The sequence below is a fragment of the Argonema antarcticum A004/B2 genome, assembly GCF_023333585.1.
Lineage (GTDB): Bacteria > Cyanobacteriota > Cyanobacteriia > Cyanobacteriales > Aerosakkonemataceae > Argonema > Argonema antarcticum.
Genome location: NZ_JAIQZN010000083.1, coordinates 1 through 15,688 on the forward strand (window position 1 = coordinate 1; position 15,688 = coordinate 15,688).

Sequence of the window (15,688 nt, forward strand, 5' to 3'; positions counted from 1 at the left end):
TTTGACTTTTGACTTTTGACTTTTGACTTTTGACTTTTGACTTTTGACTTTTGACTTTTGACTTTTCTAGCCCCTAGTTACTGCCAATCTTGCCGTTGATTGAAAATCGAGGTATTGGGGAAGGCAGTGGGGTTGCCATTTCGATCTAAACGGCGTTGCAAAGCTTCTAGTTGGGGTTCTGGTTTGGGGAGTTCATCCACCAATTGATATGGTAAAATGCCGTTTTCGAGAGCGAAAGCTGCTGTGGTTCCAGCTGCTGCCCCTGCTGACCACTCAAACGAGTGTACCCGATAGGCAGCGGCGGCTGTGTGGCTGGTGGCGATACTTTTACCTGCAACTAGCAAATTATCTATTTTTTGGGGAATCATGGCTCTCAGGGGTACTTGGAAGGGATAAGCTTGACCTTGACCTTTCCTAGTTCCTTCCCGTTCTTTGTTGCCGGGGGTTTCTGGTGGACTTTGGGCCATGCAGGGATGGAAGTCGATCGCATAATGACCGATGCCGACAGAATCGGGGAAGATAAAAGCACGCGATCGCGGTTTGACATCTGCCGGAGATAAAGTTTCTGCTAGTACGGATGGTGCATTTATACCAGAAAGTATTGCCCACAAGCGGCGATAATCTTCCGCAGATAAGTTATTGCGGTAATAATCGTCACCGAAATTGTTCCGAGAAATATCAGCTTCCCAGACTGTAAAACCTTCTGGGCGTCCGTAGCTGGAGCGTCCGATAATCCGCCGTCCTTCCCGCATATAGGGATATTTGGATAAACCGTGTACTGTTCCCATTGGGGATTTTAAGCCGGTGAGATAACGCAAATTGGGATAAGGTTTTTTGACATTATCGCCAAGTTGAGAATCTGTCGTTCCTTGTGCTAACCAATAAAAGAAACCGATCGCATTTTCCTCGCCTTTGCGAAGAGTTTCTGTCCGTAGTCCGCCCATCCAACCTCCCGGTTGTAGCTGTCCGCCCTCTTGCAATTGTGAGCGGGTATATATAAGGTTATCTTGAGATGTTCCCGGACGATAATCGTTACCCCAAGTCCAGTTTTGCATGGAGATATCGCCGGGATTAATAGGATATTCTCTGGGATTAGTTCCCAGTTTTTGATCGGGTTTGGCACTTTTGATGCGGCGATAAGTGAAAACGAGGGGGAAACTGGCTAGTCGCTGCAATTCATAACTGTAATAAGGTGCATATTGCTGATAAAATGATGGGAGCGTGTGAGTTTGCGGTTCTTTAGTTGCTTCCATGCCAAAAGTATAAGTAAATCCCTGCGTGCAGTAGGCATCGCCACTTTCAGTACCAGAAGAAGGTTCTAAAGCAGTACGAGGGTCGATACCAAGACGGTAGGGAACGTCCGCAAGGGCAACTAATTCGCCGGTTTCGGTGGCTTCAATGACATACCAATCTGCTGGTTGTGGTTTTTGATTAGATTTTCTCGATTTCTTGGGTACAAAGCGGATAATGCTTTTGTCGAATCGGTTTGAATTCTCGTAACGGTAGCTGTCTTCGATCGTTTGGGATAAAGATTCGGTGTTTAGCGGTGGTGTGCTTTTAGCTGGACGGTGTTGAATTGCGATCGCATTTTGAATTAATTTCCCCTCTTCCTCTTGTCCCCCCCCGTTGACGGGGGGGTTAGGGGGGGTGATTTCCAGTTCCTTAATAACTGTAGAGGGGAACCATTTCAGCTTACCATTGCCGCGATTTTCGGCATCCTTTAATAGATCAAACAAGAGTTTGTGACCGTCGCGAGGCAGAAAACAAGATTCGCTTACCCAACATTTACCGGGATTGAGGCGTTTGTAATGTTCTTCGATGCGCTTGCGAAATTCTAAATAGCCACGAGGATAGAATAGCAATTTTCGCTGGGTTGGTCTTTCATCTAAAGCAGAAGTTCCCTGTGCTGAAATTTGTCCGCCTACCCAGTCGGTAATATCCGTTAAGCAAACTGTTTTCCCCGCCAGCAAACCTTCATAAGCAGCAGCAGAACCGGAAAGTCCCCCACCAACAATGAGAATCTCACATTCTTCTGTTTTATCTGGTTGTCTTGGTGGTGCAGCTATGGCAAATGGAAAAGCTGATTCTAGAACAATTAAGCTGAGGGAGAGGCTAGTTAGCAAACGTTTCATCTTTTGATATTTCCTTTAAACTTATACATTTATAGCAATCGGATTTGGTTTGCGCTCTTTTTTAAAGAACCACGAACAGAGAAGAAAGAAGATAAAGCATTTCATCTTTGACTTTTGACTTTTGACTTTTGACTTTTGACTTTCCCCCTCTTCCCTTTTGACTTTTGACTTTTGACTTTTGACTTTCCCAAATTACTGCCAATTTTTCCCAAATTCATTGAAAATCGAGCTGTCGGGAAAGGCAGTGGGATTACCATTTTGCTGGAGGCGTCGTTGCAAAGCTTCTAGTTGTAGCTGTTTGCGGGGAAGTTGTTCGACGAGTTGATAAGGCATTACGCCATTTTCGAGGGCAAAAACAGCTGTAGTACCTGCTGCTGCGCCAACTGACCATTCAAAGGAATGCACCCGATACGCTGCGGCTGCTGCGTGGCTGGTGGCGATACTTTTGCCAGCAATCAACATATTATCGATTTTTTGGGGAATCATGGCACGTAGGGGGATTTGGAAGGGGTAGGCTTGAGAAGCTGCGATCGCTTCGTTGGGATATCCCTGGTTGCCGGGAGTTTCTGGGGGACTTTTGGCTAAGCAGGGGTGAAAGTCTATTGTATAGTGACCGATGCCTACAGAGTCGGGGTAAAGGGCCGATCGCGATCGCACTTTCACTTCCTCTGGAGACAAAGCCTCTCGAATTACAGCTGTTGCATTTATACCACTCAACAATGACCACAAGCGCCGATATTCTCCTGAAGACAAGTTATTGCGGTAATAATCATCGCGGAAGTTTTTCCGAGAAATATCAATTTCCGACAATGTAAAGCCTTGGGGATGTCCCCATGCAGGTCTACCGATAATTCTTCTTCCTTCTCTTATATAAGGATATTTGGATAAACCGTGAACTGTTCCCATCGGAGAATCTAACCCGGTAAGATAGCGGTTATTGGGATACGGTTGTTTGACATTATCGCCGAGTTGTGAATCGGTAGTACCAGCAACTAACCAATAAAAATAACCTTGAGATAATTCTTCTCCACCGCGCAAACTTTCTACCCGCAGTCCTCCCATCCATCCTCCCGGTTGTAATTGACCGATCGCTTGCAATTGTTCGCGGGTATAAATTAGATTATCTTGGGATGTTCCCGGTCGATAATCGTTCCCCCAAGTCCAATTCTGCATAGAAATATCACCAGGTTTGGGAGGAGTGGTGCCGAAAGTTTCTTTACGTCTGATTTTTAATTCTTTTGGGGCATTTGGGTTACTCCAAATGCGTCGATATGTGAAAATTAATGGGAAGTTAAATCGAGTTGCCTCGAAGCTGTAGTAAGGACTGTAACGAGAATAGAAGGGCGGCATTTGGTGGTTTGGGGGTTCCTTGGTTGCCTCCATTGCAAATGTATAAGTATATCCTTGAGTGCAATAAGAATCGCCAGTTTCGTTAGCTGCTGAAGGTTCTAAATAAGAACGAGGATCGATACCCAGTCGGTAGGGAACGTCTGCAAGGGCGATAAGTTCTCCTGTTTCCGTAGCGTCGAGAACGTACCAATCTGTTGGCTGGGGTGTCTGGGATTTTTTACTAGATTTTAGAGGCAAGAAACGGATAATTGTTTTGTCAAATCGAGACGAACTTTCGTAACTGTAGCTGTCTTCGATCGTTTGTGATAAAGGTTCAGTGTTCAGCGGGGGTGTGTTTTTGGCGGGACTGTGTTGAATTGCGATCGCACTTTGAATCACTTTCCCCTCTTGTCCCCCCCCGTGGACGGGGGGGTTAGGGGGGGTAATTTCCAACTCTTTTACAACAGTTGAAGGAAACCATTGCAGCTTTCCCTTACCATTTTTTGCAGCATTTTGCAACATCGAAAAAACAAATTTGTGACCGTCGCGGGGAATAAAACAAGCTACACTTACCCAACAGTCGCCAGGATTCAGTTTTCCATACTTGCGCTTAATTCGATCGCGCAATTCGAGATATCCGCGTGAGAAGAATTGCCTTTGACGCTGGGTACTGCGTTCATCCAAAGCCGAAACACCTTGGGATGAAACTTGTCCTCCTACCCAATCGGTGATTTCCGTCAGACAAACCGTTTTCCCCGCCAGCAATCCTTCGTAAGCAGCAGCAGCGCCCGCAAGTCCGCCGCCAACTACCAGAATCTCGCATTCTACAGTTTTATCTGGCTGTCTGGGTGGTGCGGCGAGGGCAACTGGAAAAGCCGATTCCAGTAAGATTAAGCTGAGAGGGAGGGTGATAAGGGAGGGTTTCATAGTGCGATCGAGTTGGTTAAGCGCCTGCATCCAGGTGGCTTTTAGAAGCTACCATCTTCCTAATGCTCATTACAAGCTTTTCTGAGTCAGGATTGGGTGTGGTCATTAGATGCGCGTCAGTTTATTGCTTGAAAAAATGCTCCCATAACCAAATTACCAGCCAGGTAAGCAGCCCAAATAGGATGGTTGCACTGACAATAAAAACACCAGATGTTGCAGAAACGACCCAATCCGGCGGAACGTGCAGGTAGCTGTTAAGTGCATGGCCTACAGGATGCGCCAATGCTTTATCTGGGGTATCTATTGGAAATTGAGTGCAGACAGAGGCAACTACTGAACCTCCTGCTAGTCCGACTCCCAGAATAGCAACGGTACTTTGTAAATTGCGATCGCGTTCTTGTTGGTCAATCTCAATTAAGCTCCGAACTGAGTTAATTGAGTTCATTAAACCTTCTAGTAACTTTTCTCCCGGACTGAGATTTTCATAATCCTTCTGAACTTGCATTAAATATTTATTCTCAACGTCATTACTAAATTTTTCTAAGAATTTTAGGTCTAAGGAACCTTGAGAATTTGTAAGCTGAGATAGGAAAGGAGATAGGGCAGAATTAGAAATTAAGGAAGTGAGGGCAGGGTTTTGTATTAAAAAAGATAGCTCTTTGGGGAAAAGAGGATTTACCCTCTCTCGATCGGCTTTCTCTTGTAACGTTACTAAACGCTTTTTGTAATTATCTAAATTTATCTCAATATTGCGGAGTTGGTAGTCAAAATAGCTGATGTTAATGGAATAGCGAGAGAGTGTATTCTGTGCTTCTTCTAGAATGGGTGTTAGGAGTTTGAGTTTGGGTTTTGGGTAACTTACTTTTCTGAGGTCTGTGATTCCCTTTTGAAGCAGAACGAAATCAGCTTTTAGTTGTTGTTTAAGATATCGACTCTGAGCAGAAGCCCATAATATTTTATTGCGATAACAAAACAAACGCATCCAGTCAAAATTAAATTCAGCGGCTTTCTGATGTGCGATCGCATCAGGATAGAGAGCTATAATAACATGATGATTTTCTTGGATACTTTGGAGATTAGGTGGTAAACTAGACCGAGTATCTTCCTTCATAGACAAACGGTATCGCCACAGTTCAAAGAGAGTTCCTCCAAGCAAATGTCCTTGTCCTTGAAAGTCTTGCTGCCAATTTCCATTAGGCATCAAAGCGTTATAACAAGCTTGGGCAACTGATTCAGAAGTTCTGCTACTATTGTTGGGCAAATGACCAGTAAGCATCCAAGTTTGACCGATAGTAGCTGATTGTCTTTTCAGCTTATTATCAATCTGAGTTTTGAGGTTGGCAAAGCAATTAATTGGATAAGGAGTAACTTGATTGTTAATCGAGCAATCTAATAAAAGCCCATAAGTATCTCCCAACCGTACTGGATAGAAATACCCTTCATAGAGTCCGCCGCTAGCCTTAAATCGTTCGATTCTTTGATTACCTAAGATTTCAACATATTCGGCATCAAATTCAGTATCAAACTGAAGTAGGGAATCTCTAATGTTTTCGGGAAGCTTTTGTTTAAATTTATTGTGATTGTTAACAATCTCTTCCGGGTTCTGTCCTAGTCCATCCCGCAGGTCATAGAGAAAGAGATTAATAGTAGGATAAATTAACTCTGTCATGGATTGGACTTACCTTGGGTAGTTGAGGAGTTCAAAAACTTTTGAATTTTCTCAATAAAACTTAACTTTTTGGCTTCAGCAGTAGGGTTGTCACTTCTGAGAATAACGACAGTAGCATTGAGAATTTCATCACTTTTGATGTCAGCGTTACCTTCAAAGTAACCGCGTACCTCAAGGTAGCTTTCCTGGGACAGTTCCCGCTCTAGTTCTTCTGCTGTGGGCAGGCAGTCGGGGGGTATGTTACCATCTACACCATCCAATTGGGTAATAGCCGTTTGATACAACTCCTTGAGGGAAGCATTTGTGCCAATTATCGCCATAAGACCCTTTTGGATGAACTCCCAGTCCCCAACAGGGTCGAGTTCTAGCTGTCCGCCTATCGTGTCCAGCGCTGCTTTTTGGTTAGGAGTCAGTGGTGATTCTAGATACTTTAAGGCAAGTAAAAGAGCTACTCGGACTTTTGTATCTGGTGAATTCATAAGGTTTTTGGGGAATTCTACATAAGTAAGCCAATTTTAATGGATTTAGGACTATGAAGCGGGATGCTTTGGTGGTCGGTATCAACCAATACCCTTTTCTGAAGGATAAACCAGAGAACGAGGCTTTGCATTTGCAGACACCAGCAGCAGATGCAGAGGCGATCGCACATCTCCTAGAATCTTACGGCGACTTTGAGGTGCATCGACTCCCCGCAAAACAAGGCGTAAAGCAGGTCGATCGCAAAAAGTTGATCGAGACAGACGAACTACAGGCTGCTATCCGCCAGTTGTTCTGTCCACAGGGTAACACCATTCCCGACACGGCACTGTTGTTTTTTGCGGGTCACGGATTGCGAAAGAACCAGGATGGTGCAACAGAGGGCTTTTTGGCAACTAGCGAGGCTAGTCCTAGAAAGAATTTATGGGGTATTTCGCTGAAATGGTTGCGCCAAGTGTTGCAAGAAAGTCGGGTGCAACAGCAGATTATTTGGCTGGACTGTTGTCACAGTGGGGAGTTGCTTAATTTTACGGAAGCTGAACTGGGGGAATATGAAAAGGGACGCGATCGCTGTTTAATCGTGGCTTCACGAGACTTCCAGGTGGCTTACGGGGATGGGGAACATGGAATGCTCACAAACGCCTTGTTGCAAAGCCTTGACCCGGCAAACCGCCCTGATGGCTGGGTGACTAACTTTACTTTAGTCGATCGCGTTAGGGAGCTATTGAAAGCCGCACCGCAGCATCCCGTTTGTACCAATACTGGCGGTCAAATTATCCTGACGGGTAAACAGGGAGTTCTGGCGAATATCTGTCCTTACAAGGGATTGGCTTATTTTGATTGGAATGAGGAAGACGCGAAGTATTTTTATGGGCGAACGCGGTTAACGAACTTATTGTTAGAGAAGGTGCGATCTGGGAATTTCCTGGCAGTGCTGGGAGCTTCCGGGAGTGGTAAATCTTCTGTAGTCAGAGCAGGGTTACTGTATCACTTACAACTGGGAGAGGCGATACCAGGTAGTGAGCGCTGGAAAATTTACCCGCCTTTTACTCCTGGCGATCGTCCGCTTCAGCGTCTGAAGGAGGTTGTTGGGGTAGAAGCGGAGCAGTTAGAACCTTTAATTAAAGCTGCTGCTGCGGAACGGGTGGTGCTGGTGGTAGATCAGTTTGAGGAAGCGTTTACCCAGTGCCGGGATGATAAGGAAAGACAGCAGTTTTTTAAGTGTTTGTTCGAGACATTAGAGCGGACTGAGAATAAACTCTGCTTGGTGTTGGTAATGCGATCGGATTTCCAGGGTCAATGCGATGAGTATCCAGAATTAGCCACCAAAATTGACTCTACCCCGGTCAGAGTTATGAAAATGAGTCAGGAGGAGTTAAAAGAAGCTATTACCAAACCTGCTGAAAAAGTAGGTCTGGAAATTGAGCGGGAATTAGTCACTCAAATGATAGCCGATGTGGAAGGCTCACCAGGAGATTTACCTCTGTTGCAGTACGCGCTGACTGAACTGTGGCAACAAAAAGGGACAAATCGCCTCACTGTTTCGGAGTATACCCAAATCGGTGGAGTCAAACAGGCATTGGAAAAGCAAGCTAATAAGGTTTATAAGTCATTTTCGCCACAAGAACAGCAAGTTGCTAAACGAATTTTTCTGGCACTAACTCAGATGAATGAGGGAATGCAAGATACTCGCAAGCGCGTTCGTAAGCAGGATTTAATTACACGCCAACAATCGGAAACAATCGTAGAACGGGTACTCGATCGGTTAACAGAGGCTAAATTGCTGATTGCCGATAAGCTAGAGAATGAAAATGAGCGAGTTCCAGTCATAGACATTGCTCACGAAGCTTTAATTCGCAGTTGGCAATTGTTACGAGATTGGCTGAAAGAAAATCGTGAAGCTGTCATTAGAAAGCAAGATATAGAAGATGCAGCCCAAGCATGGCGAGATAACAAAAAGCCCAACGAATCAGGTTATCTACTGCAAGGAACAAGATTAGCTGCGGCAGAAGATTATCTTCAGCGTTATGGTGAGAGCGTGCCACTGTCAAGTGTAGCTCAAGAGTATGTTCAGGTCAGCCAAGCCGAACGCGATCGCCTCCGCAGAGAAGAAGAAGCACGCTTACAAAGAGAGATTGCGCTGCGGATAGAAGCAGATAGACAGCGAGTAGATGCTCAACTTATAGCTTCCAGTTTGTTGTCAGAAAATCTTCTCAACTCAAATAAACAACTTGAAGGACTGATAGAAGCGATTAGGGGTGGAAGGCTACTGCAAGAATCAGTTCAACAATCAATTGACGTAAAACCTGAGACGCGAAATCGAATTGTACTTGCTTTGCAACAAGCAGTCTATGGAGTTAAAGAGCGTAACCGTTTGGAGGGACACAACAGTTTTGTAAGTACCGTAACTTTCAGTCCAGATGGAAAATTAATTGCCACAACAGATGGACAAACTATCAAACTCTGGAACAACGATGGCATTCTGCTCAAGACTTTTGATTTTGACAGATCTCTTGTTATCCCTACTTTTCATAACCTGAGTTTTAGCCCGGACGGCCAGATGCTTGCTGTGGGTGTAACTATCGATATAAAGAATAACAGTCTTGCGTTTAACCCCACTGCTACTATCCATGCAGTACAAATATGGAGCGCTGATGGCAACTTGTTAGCAACTATTAAAGGACACAGCAATCATGTAGTAGCTGCACGGTTCAGTCCCGACGGCAGTACGATCGCCTCAGCCAGTTCGGACAAAACCGTGAAAATATGGACGATCGATGGTCTTCTGCTAAGAATACTAAAACACTGTGATGGTGTTAAGGATGTGCGCTTCAGTCCTAACGGGCAAATTATTGCTACAGCTTGTAATGATAAAACAGTAAAACTTTGGAGCATTTATGGCAAAAGACTCAAGACTTTCAGGGGGCATAGGAGTTGGATTAATAGAGTAAGTTTCAGTCCTGACGGTCAGATGATTGCTTCAATAAGTCCTCCTGATGGCGTGATGAAGCTCTGGAGCATCAAAGGCAGAGAAATCAAAACTCTTAAAGCACATGACTTTAGTCTTTACGGTAGCGTGTGCTTCAGCCCAGACGGTGATATGATTGCCTCGACTGGTGATGGAACTGTTAAATTATGGAGTCGCGATGGTACTTTACTTGATACTCTTGAAGGGCATAATGCTTCTATAGAAGATGTAAGTTTCAGTCCTGACGGCAAAATTATTGCTTCCGCTAGTACCGACGGCACTGTAAAACTATGGAACCGTGAAAGAATTAAAGTTCAAACTTTTGCTTCTGGTGCTAATAGTTTTAGTTTCAGCCCTGATAATAACTTGATTGTTTTAGCTCAAGGTAAAGAGGTGAAACTCTACAGCCGTGATGGTACTCTGCTGAAAACTATAGAGGCGCATATCGACACTAATGATGTTAGTTTCAGTCCTGATGGCACAATGATTGTGTCAATCGGGGGCTACAGTGTTCTTGCAGAAACATTTGGCGCTTTGCTGTCATCGAAACCTGGGGCATTCAATAAGCCTGGGGCATTATGGGATTTTGCTGATCAGCAACTCGAAAGTCAGCAGTCCCGCGACAGAACCGTGAAATTATGGAACCTTGATGGTTTACCTTTGGGAACTTTTGATGCGACAAATCAGGTTATTCAGCATGAAGGGTCTAGCTTTCCAGTAACAGGAGTAAGTTTTAGTCCTAATACTAAGTTAATTGCTTCTTCTAGCTGGGACAAAATTATTAGATTCTGGAGCATTGATGGCATCTATGGAACTCTAGTTAAAGTAGCCCAATCTCAAGATATTCCCTGGAGCATCAGTTATAGCCCCGATGGAAAAATACTGGCCGCTACCAGTAGTAAAGAAATAGCACTCTATAAAATTGATGGTGGACACCCCCAAATCTTAAAGGGACATAACAATACGGTTTATCGTGTCTGTTTTAGTCCAGACGGACAGATGGTTGCCTCTGCCAGTTTTGACAAAACTGTGAAACTTTGGAATCTAGACGGTAGAGAAATTACAACCTTAGACCATAGCGGTCAAGTCACAAGCGTAAGTTTCAGCCCAGATGGGCAAACAATTGTAACCGCAGGTGAAGATGGTTTACAACTTTGGAGTGTCTCAGGTAAATCTCTAGCCCAGTTTAGGGGAACTACTGAATTTACAGTAGGCATTAATTTTGATAGAACTCTAACCATCACCAAAGTTCATGAGAACTCAGCAGCCATAAAAGCAGGTGTTAAAGAGGGCGATCGCATTTTGGCAATTGATGGTCAGCCTGCAACAATTATGAGCTTCAAAGATCAAAGGTTAGTTGTTGGTGATATAGGAACAAGGCTAGTCTTACGACTCTCTCGTCCGGGAAGCGATCCTTTTGATGTCACCATTACGAGAGAGCTTTCTAGCAGTGAATCTCAAGGGTACATTAGTGTAAGCTTTAGCCCAGATGGTAAAACAATCGCAGCAGGAACCACTCGTAAAGTTGAACTTTGGAGTACGGAGGGTAAACTGCTCCATACTCTCAACGGACATAGTGGCAAGACTTATGATGTGAGTTTCAGTCCAGATGGCAAAATACTTGCTTCTGCTAATGAAGACAAAACTGTGAAACTGTGGAATTTAGAGGGCAGAGAACTAAAAACTATAAATGGTCACAGCGATGTAGTTTACAGTGTCTCTTTTAGCCCAGATGGGCAAATGCTGGCATCAGCTACTAAAGACGGTATTGTGAGACTTTGGAGAGTAGACGGCACTTTAGTGAAACCACTCTTGGGCAATAATCGTACCTTCATGACTGGCAACCCTACTAGCGTAAGCTTCAGTCCGGATGGTAAGACACTAGCCTTAGCTAATGCAGACGAAGTACAACTTTGGAGTCTCGATGGTGCTTTACTCGAAATATCCAGATTTAGCAGTAGGGTGTGGTTCAGTCTGGATGAAAATGTACTAAGTTCAGGTGGTGCTAGCGATGGACATCAAGCGGCTGTTAACAGAGTAATTTTCAGCTCTGACCAAAAAATTTTGGCCTCAGCTAGTGCGGACAATCAGGTCAAACTCTGGAACCCTGATGGCACTCTGATCAAACCTCTCCAAGGGCATAGTAGCTCAGTTAATGATATAAGTTTTAGCTTTGACAATACGCTGTTAGCTTCAGCTAGCTCAGATCAGACAGTAAGAATTTGGAACATTGATAATAGTTCGTCAATAATTCTTCGCGGGCATAACAGTGAGGTTACGAGTGTCAGTTTCAGTCCAGGTGGTTTGTTAGCTTCTGGAAGTTGGGATAAGACTGTCAAGCTCTGGAGCAGTGATGGAACTTTACTCAAAACTTTCAATATCGATTGGGTAAATAGCGTGAAGTTCAGTCCAGATGGAAAAATACTGGCTGCTGCTGGTTCCGACAAAGTGACTTTGTGGAATTTCGACCTTGACGATCTAATGGTACGCGGTTGCAATTGGGTGCGTGACTACCTGAAAACCAACCCCAATGTCAGCGAGAGCGATCGCCATCTCTGTGACGGTATTGCTACTGAAAACTAAAATAGCAAACAAAAGTAGTTTATTTGAGAGAGCGATCATTCTTTTCGAGCAACAAGTAACTAGGGTTTAATTAAACACGCTAAAATAAACTATTTAAACCTATGAACAATGAAGGAGGAAAAAATAGCGATCGTCAAATCGATGAAATTAGAGCGATCGCGCAACAATACGATATAGGAACCACTTAACTGGTGAGACATTTAACCTGTAATTTGTTAAGATTTAACTAGCTCTCTCCTAAATACAAAACCGACTGTAACTATGACCCTGAAAGATTTAGAAACACAGTTGCTAGCGTTAAGTCCAAATGAAAAAGCACAAGCCATCCAACTCTTAGTCCGAAGTTTAAGCAATGTTTGGGTAGGAATTGAAAAAACTCTTGGGGTGTGTGGTGGTGATGCCAGAATAGCCAATACTCGCATTCCTATTTGGTCGTTGAGCAATTATCGTCGCTTAGGTGCTTCCGATGCTCGGATATTGCAAGATTTTTCTCACTTGAAAGCAGAGGATTTAGTCAATGCTTGGGCTTATGCGGACGCTCACCCAGAGGAAATAGAGGAAGCTATTCGTAGAAATGAGGAAAATTGAAAATGGCACGTCTTTATGCTGATGAAAATTTCCCTTTACCCATTGTAGAATTATCGCGGAGCGCGGGTCATGATGTCCTTACTACTGAAGAAGCAGGAAACTCTGGAGTAGGAATTCCTGATAAGGATGTCTTAGGATTTGCTGTTAGGAACGATCGGGCTGTTTTGACGCGCAATTGGGATGATTTTAGACGACTGCACCGCTCGCAACCTGACCATTTTGGAATTATTATCTGTAAAGAAGACTTAAACATAGAAAGGCAAGCATCACTCATCAATGAAGCGATTTTTAGTGAAGGTAATCTCCGAAATAAATTAATTAGAATAATTCGTCCGCAGCGATAATTGACGCTCGCAAACATCTCCATTTAGAAACAGCGATCGCTACTCTAAATTATTAGTCACAACCTACCCTATAAATGAAAGCCCAACTTTACGACATCATTCAAACCTTAGTTGATATTAATGCCGATTTTGACCACCGCGATCGCATTATTCCCAAAGGCACGGAAGGCTCGCTCGTCGAATGTTACAAAAACCCAGAATTATACGCAGTCGATCTAGCTATTCTTAAGGAAAAATTGGTAGGCGGATTTGAGTATGAAAATGTTTAATTCGATTTGCCATCGCTGCCAAAGTATTCGCGATAGGCACAAATTTTATCTCCACGAATATCGAATGAAACTGCTACCCGATTCTTGTAAGGTTCTCCCCGCAACATTCCTTCATCGCGGAACTCAAAAACAACAGTAGTATCGTTGCTGGTAACTCGCTCTACTGAAGTAATCGTCAGTCCTCCTATGAAAGTTTCGGAAACATACTGAAAGAATTCTCGAATCCTATCTTTACCGACATTCAAGCCGTGAAATGGCCCGACTGGGAACCAAAAGGTAAAATCATCGGTGAGCATATCTAGAAGCTGGTTCCAGTCACCTGTCGCTAGACCGTGAGTTAAATGATCGAATGCTTTATGGCCAACTTCTAGTGCGTTATCTTTTGTCTCTTTTGCCATCTTGGTTATCTCATAGATAGTATATTTTAGAACATTTTCAAACCTTTTAGTAGCCAATGAATTACAATTGACTTATTGTAATACCAAATTCTCCATTATCCAACTAATCACGAATCAAAACCTCACCACCACTTTCCCGCAATTCTTCCCGCCGATCAAGTATTCAACAGCGTCAGGAATTGATTCCAAACCTCTGAACTCAGTAGGATCGATAGCTACTTGAATTTTTCCGCTATAGAAAAGGTCGAACAAGCGATCGCGTGCTGCTGGCATATATTCCTTGTAAAGTGGATTGAGAAAACCGCGTATCGAAGCTGCTTTCCAAAGCAACTTTCCATAAATGCGGGATTGCTGAACTTGCTCCGGGTTCTTTCCGTAATCGGATATGAAACCAACCACAATTAAACGTCCCCGCATTGCCAAATTATCAACGCAGATATCGAAGGTTTTTTTGCCAACGCACTCGAATACCAAGTTAATGCCATTCGGATATTCTTTTTTGAGAACTTCATCTAGGTTTTCTTGGCGGTAGTTGATAATGCGATCGCATCTTAACCGTTTGAGCAATTCAACTTTAGCATCCGATCCGCAAACTCCAATCACATGATTTCCCGCCAATTTTGCCCATTGCACCGCGATATGTCCCGTTCCCCCCGCCGCTGCGGTGACGAGGACAGTTTCACCGCTTTTCATCTCGCCAACTTGTTCCAACGCCAGCACAGAAGATACCCCAGTAGGCATCAAAGTCAGCACTTCTGGAATTGCTTCGGGAATTTTTATTGCCTGGGAAACATCGACAACTTGGTATTCTCGATATCCACCACCGCGCATAATCGTTTGCACAGGATCTCCGACTTTAAAATCGGTGACATTATTACCAATTGCCACAACTTTACCGACAACTTCCACACCTAAATCGAAAGGTGGTGTCGGGTTGATGTATGGAACTTCGCCTCGACAAATTAATGTATCGAAACCGCCATTTACTCCGGCAAATTTGTTGCGGATTACAATTTCGCTGTCAGTCGGATCTGTAAGAGAAACTTCTACGATTTCCACAGCAGATCGAAAATCTTGGTTAAATTGTTTGGCTATGAGCTTTTTGTAAGTTGTCATCTTTTTTACTAAAAAAAGCCACCCGAAAACCGATGTCATAAAGAGAGGCATCGGCATCAAATTTACCACGAAATGCAGAACGGCAATTTCGTGGGCCTGTGTTCCAAGAACCACCACGCAATACCCGTTTATTGCTATCTCCATCTATTATCCAAACAGTGCCATCAGTCGGTGCATCTTGATAGTTATCGTGCCAGAAATCGGCACACCATTCTCTGACATTACCGTGCATATCGTACAGTCCAAATTTGTTGGCAACTTGAAAGTAGCCAACAGGAGTTGTTTCTCTGCGATCGCTTCCTTTTGGCCCAGCGCCGTAAGACCCTCGACTGCATATTTTTCCCATGTATTCCCAATCTATTCCTGAATAGTTGGCTAAATCTGTTGTGCAAGTTTCTCCAAAATGAAAAGGTGTTTGAGTTCCACCTCTACAGGCATATTCCCATTCTGCTTCGCTGGGAAGTCGGTATTCTCGTCCAGTATATTTAGATAACCTTTCACAGAATTCGATCGCATCATACCAAGAGATTTGTTCTACAGGCAAATTTGCTTCTTTAATAGTCGATGGATCGGGATTCATAAATTGCTTGACTTGGGGGAGATTCGCTACTGCTTCCCATTGCGCTTGCGTAACGGGATACTTGCCCATAAAAAAGGGCTTTATAGTTACTGAATGTTGAGGACTTTGAGTTGGTGACCACCCTTCTTCTGTGTTGGGTGCGCCCATTATGAAAGTACCGCCAGGAATGGCCACCATTTCTAGGGTGATTCCCTGTCCCAAATCTTCGAGCAGATATTGAGCGGTATTTTGAGAGCGATCGCTCTCTTTTCCTTGAGGATTAACGATCGCTACATCATAGTCAAACGCAACCAAATCTAACATTTCTA

General features: G+C 43.9%; 11 protein-coding genes. 4 read left to right on the top strand and 7 right to left on the bottom strand.

Features of this window, described 5'->3' with window-relative positions:
* Positions 1-77: 77 nt before the first annotated feature.
* From LAY57_RS26905 to LAY57_RS26920, 4 genes are all read right to left on the bottom strand, one after another.
* Complete coding sequence (locus LAY57_RS26905) at positions 78-2,132, bottom strand: FAD-dependent oxidoreductase (protein WP_249070250.1); 2,055 nt, start codon at positions 2,130-2,132, stop codon at positions 78-80.
* Between the two features lie 192 nt (positions 2,133-2,324).
* Complete coding sequence (locus LAY57_RS26910; RefSeq protein WP_249070251.1) at positions 2,325-4,418, bottom strand: FAD-dependent oxidoreductase; 2,094 nt, start codon at positions 4,416-4,418, stop codon at positions 2,325-2,327.
* Between the two features lie 91 nt (positions 4,419-4,509).
* Positions 4,510-6,057 carry a hypothetical protein gene (locus LAY57_RS26915; RefSeq protein ID WP_249070252.1) on the bottom strand — a complete coding sequence of 516 codons (1,548 nt, stop codon included), beginning with the start codon at positions 6,055-6,057 and terminating at the stop codon, positions 4,510-4,512.
* The gene (locus LAY57_RS26920) at positions 6,054-6,536 is read right to left on the bottom strand and encodes a hypothetical protein (protein ID WP_249070253.1); all 483 of its coding nucleotides are present in this window, start codon (positions 6,534-6,536) and stop codon (positions 6,054-6,056) included. Before LAY57_RS26920 ends, LAY57_RS26915 begins: the two co-directional genes overlap by 4 nt.
* 53 nt (positions 6,537-6,589) lie before the next feature.
* Between LAY57_RS26920 and LAY57_RS26925 the strand changes: the two genes are divergently transcribed.
* From LAY57_RS26925 to LAY57_RS26940, 4 genes are all read left to right on the top strand, one after another.
* Positions 6,590-12,085: an nSTAND1 domain-containing NTPase gene (locus LAY57_RS26925; RefSeq protein WP_249070254.1), complete on the top strand. Its 5,496-nt coding sequence runs from the start codon at positions 6,590-6,592 to the stop codon at positions 12,083-12,085.
* 261 nt (positions 12,086-12,346) lie between these two features.
* Positions 12,347-12,673: a DUF433 domain-containing protein gene (locus tag LAY57_RS26930; protein ID WP_249070255.1), complete on the top strand. Its 327-nt coding sequence runs from the start codon at positions 12,347-12,349 to the stop codon at positions 12,671-12,673.
* A 2-nt stretch (positions 12,674-12,675) separates the two neighbouring features.
* On the top strand, positions 12,676-13,017 hold the full coding sequence (locus tag LAY57_RS26935; protein WP_249070256.1) for a DUF5615 family PIN-like protein: 342 nt from the start codon (positions 12,676-12,678) through the stop codon (positions 13,015-13,017).
* Positions 13,018-13,091: 74 nt separating this feature from the next.
* A complete protein-coding gene (locus LAY57_RS26940) occupies positions 13,092-13,286 on the top strand; it encodes a hypothetical protein (protein WP_249070257.1) in 195 nt (64 codons plus the stop codon).
* On the opposite strand, the gene LAY57_RS26945 is transcribed toward LAY57_RS26940, so the two are convergent.
* The 3 genes from LAY57_RS26945 to LAY57_RS26955 all read right to left on the bottom strand — a co-directional run bounded on the left by LAY57_RS26945 (position 13,283) and on the right by LAY57_RS26955 (position 15,683).
* On the bottom strand, positions 13,283-13,684 hold the full coding sequence (locus LAY57_RS26945) for a nuclear transport factor 2 family protein (RefSeq protein ID WP_249070258.1): 402 nt from the start codon (positions 13,682-13,684) through the stop codon (positions 13,283-13,285). The genes LAY57_RS26940 and LAY57_RS26945 overlap by 4 nt on opposite strands.
* Before the next feature lie 114 nt (positions 13,685-13,798).
* Entirely contained in the window at positions 13,799-14,800 is a 1,002-nt protein-coding gene (locus LAY57_RS26950) for a zinc-binding dehydrogenase (protein WP_249070259.1), read from the bottom strand.
* Positions 14,763-15,683 (bottom strand): formylglycine-generating enzyme family protein, encoded by a 921-nt coding sequence (locus tag LAY57_RS26955; RefSeq protein WP_249070260.1) that lies wholly within the window; start codon positions 15,681-15,683, stop codon positions 14,763-14,765. The genes LAY57_RS26950 and LAY57_RS26955 overlap by 38 nt, the downstream gene beginning before the upstream one ends.
* Between the last annotated feature and the right edge of the window lie 5 nt (positions 15,684-15,688).

What these genes read in the sequence shown, in the direction of transcription:
- LAY57_RS26945 (WP_249070258.1), bottom strand. Translation starts at nt 13,684, where the DNA reads ATGGCAAAAGAGACAAAAGATAACGCACTAGAAGTTGGCCATAAAGCA.
- LAY57_RS26940 (WP_249070257.1), top strand. Translation starts at nt 13,092, where the DNA reads ATGAAAGCCCAACTTTACGACATCATTCAAACCTTAGTTGATATTAAT.
- LAY57_RS26920 (WP_249070253.1), bottom strand. Translation starts at nt 6,536, where the DNA reads ATGAATTCACCAGATACAAAAGTCCGAGTAGCTCTTTTACTTGCCTTA.
- LAY57_RS26950 (WP_249070259.1), bottom strand. Translation starts at nt 14,800, where the DNA reads ATGACAACTTACAAAAAGCTCATAGCCAAACAATTTAACCAAGATTTT.
- LAY57_RS26905 (WP_249070250.1), bottom strand. Translation starts at nt 2,132, where the DNA reads ATGAAACGTTTGCTAACTAGCCTCTCCCTCAGCTTAATTGTTCTAGAA.
- LAY57_RS26910 (WP_249070251.1), bottom strand. Translation starts at nt 4,418, where the DNA reads ATGCAGGCGCTTAACCAACTCGATCGCACTATGAAACCCTCCCTTATC.
- LAY57_RS26955 (WP_249070260.1), bottom strand. Translation starts at nt 15,683, where the DNA reads ATGTTAGATTTGGTTGCGTTTGACTATGATGTAGCGATCGTTAATCCT.
- LAY57_RS26935 (WP_249070256.1), top strand. Translation starts at nt 12,676, where the DNA reads ATGGCACGTCTTTATGCTGATGAAAATTTCCCTTTACCCATTGTAGAA.
- LAY57_RS26930 (WP_249070255.1), top strand. Translation starts at nt 12,347, where the DNA reads ATGACCCTGAAAGATTTAGAAACACAGTTGCTAGCGTTAAGTCCAAAT.
- LAY57_RS26915 (WP_249070252.1), bottom strand. Translation starts at nt 6,057, where the DNA reads ATGACAGAGTTAATTTATCCTACTATTAATCTCTTTCTCTATGACCTG.
- LAY57_RS26925 (WP_249070254.1), top strand. Translation starts at nt 6,590, where the DNA reads ATGAAGCGGGATGCTTTGGTGGTCGGTATCAACCAATACCCTTTTCTG.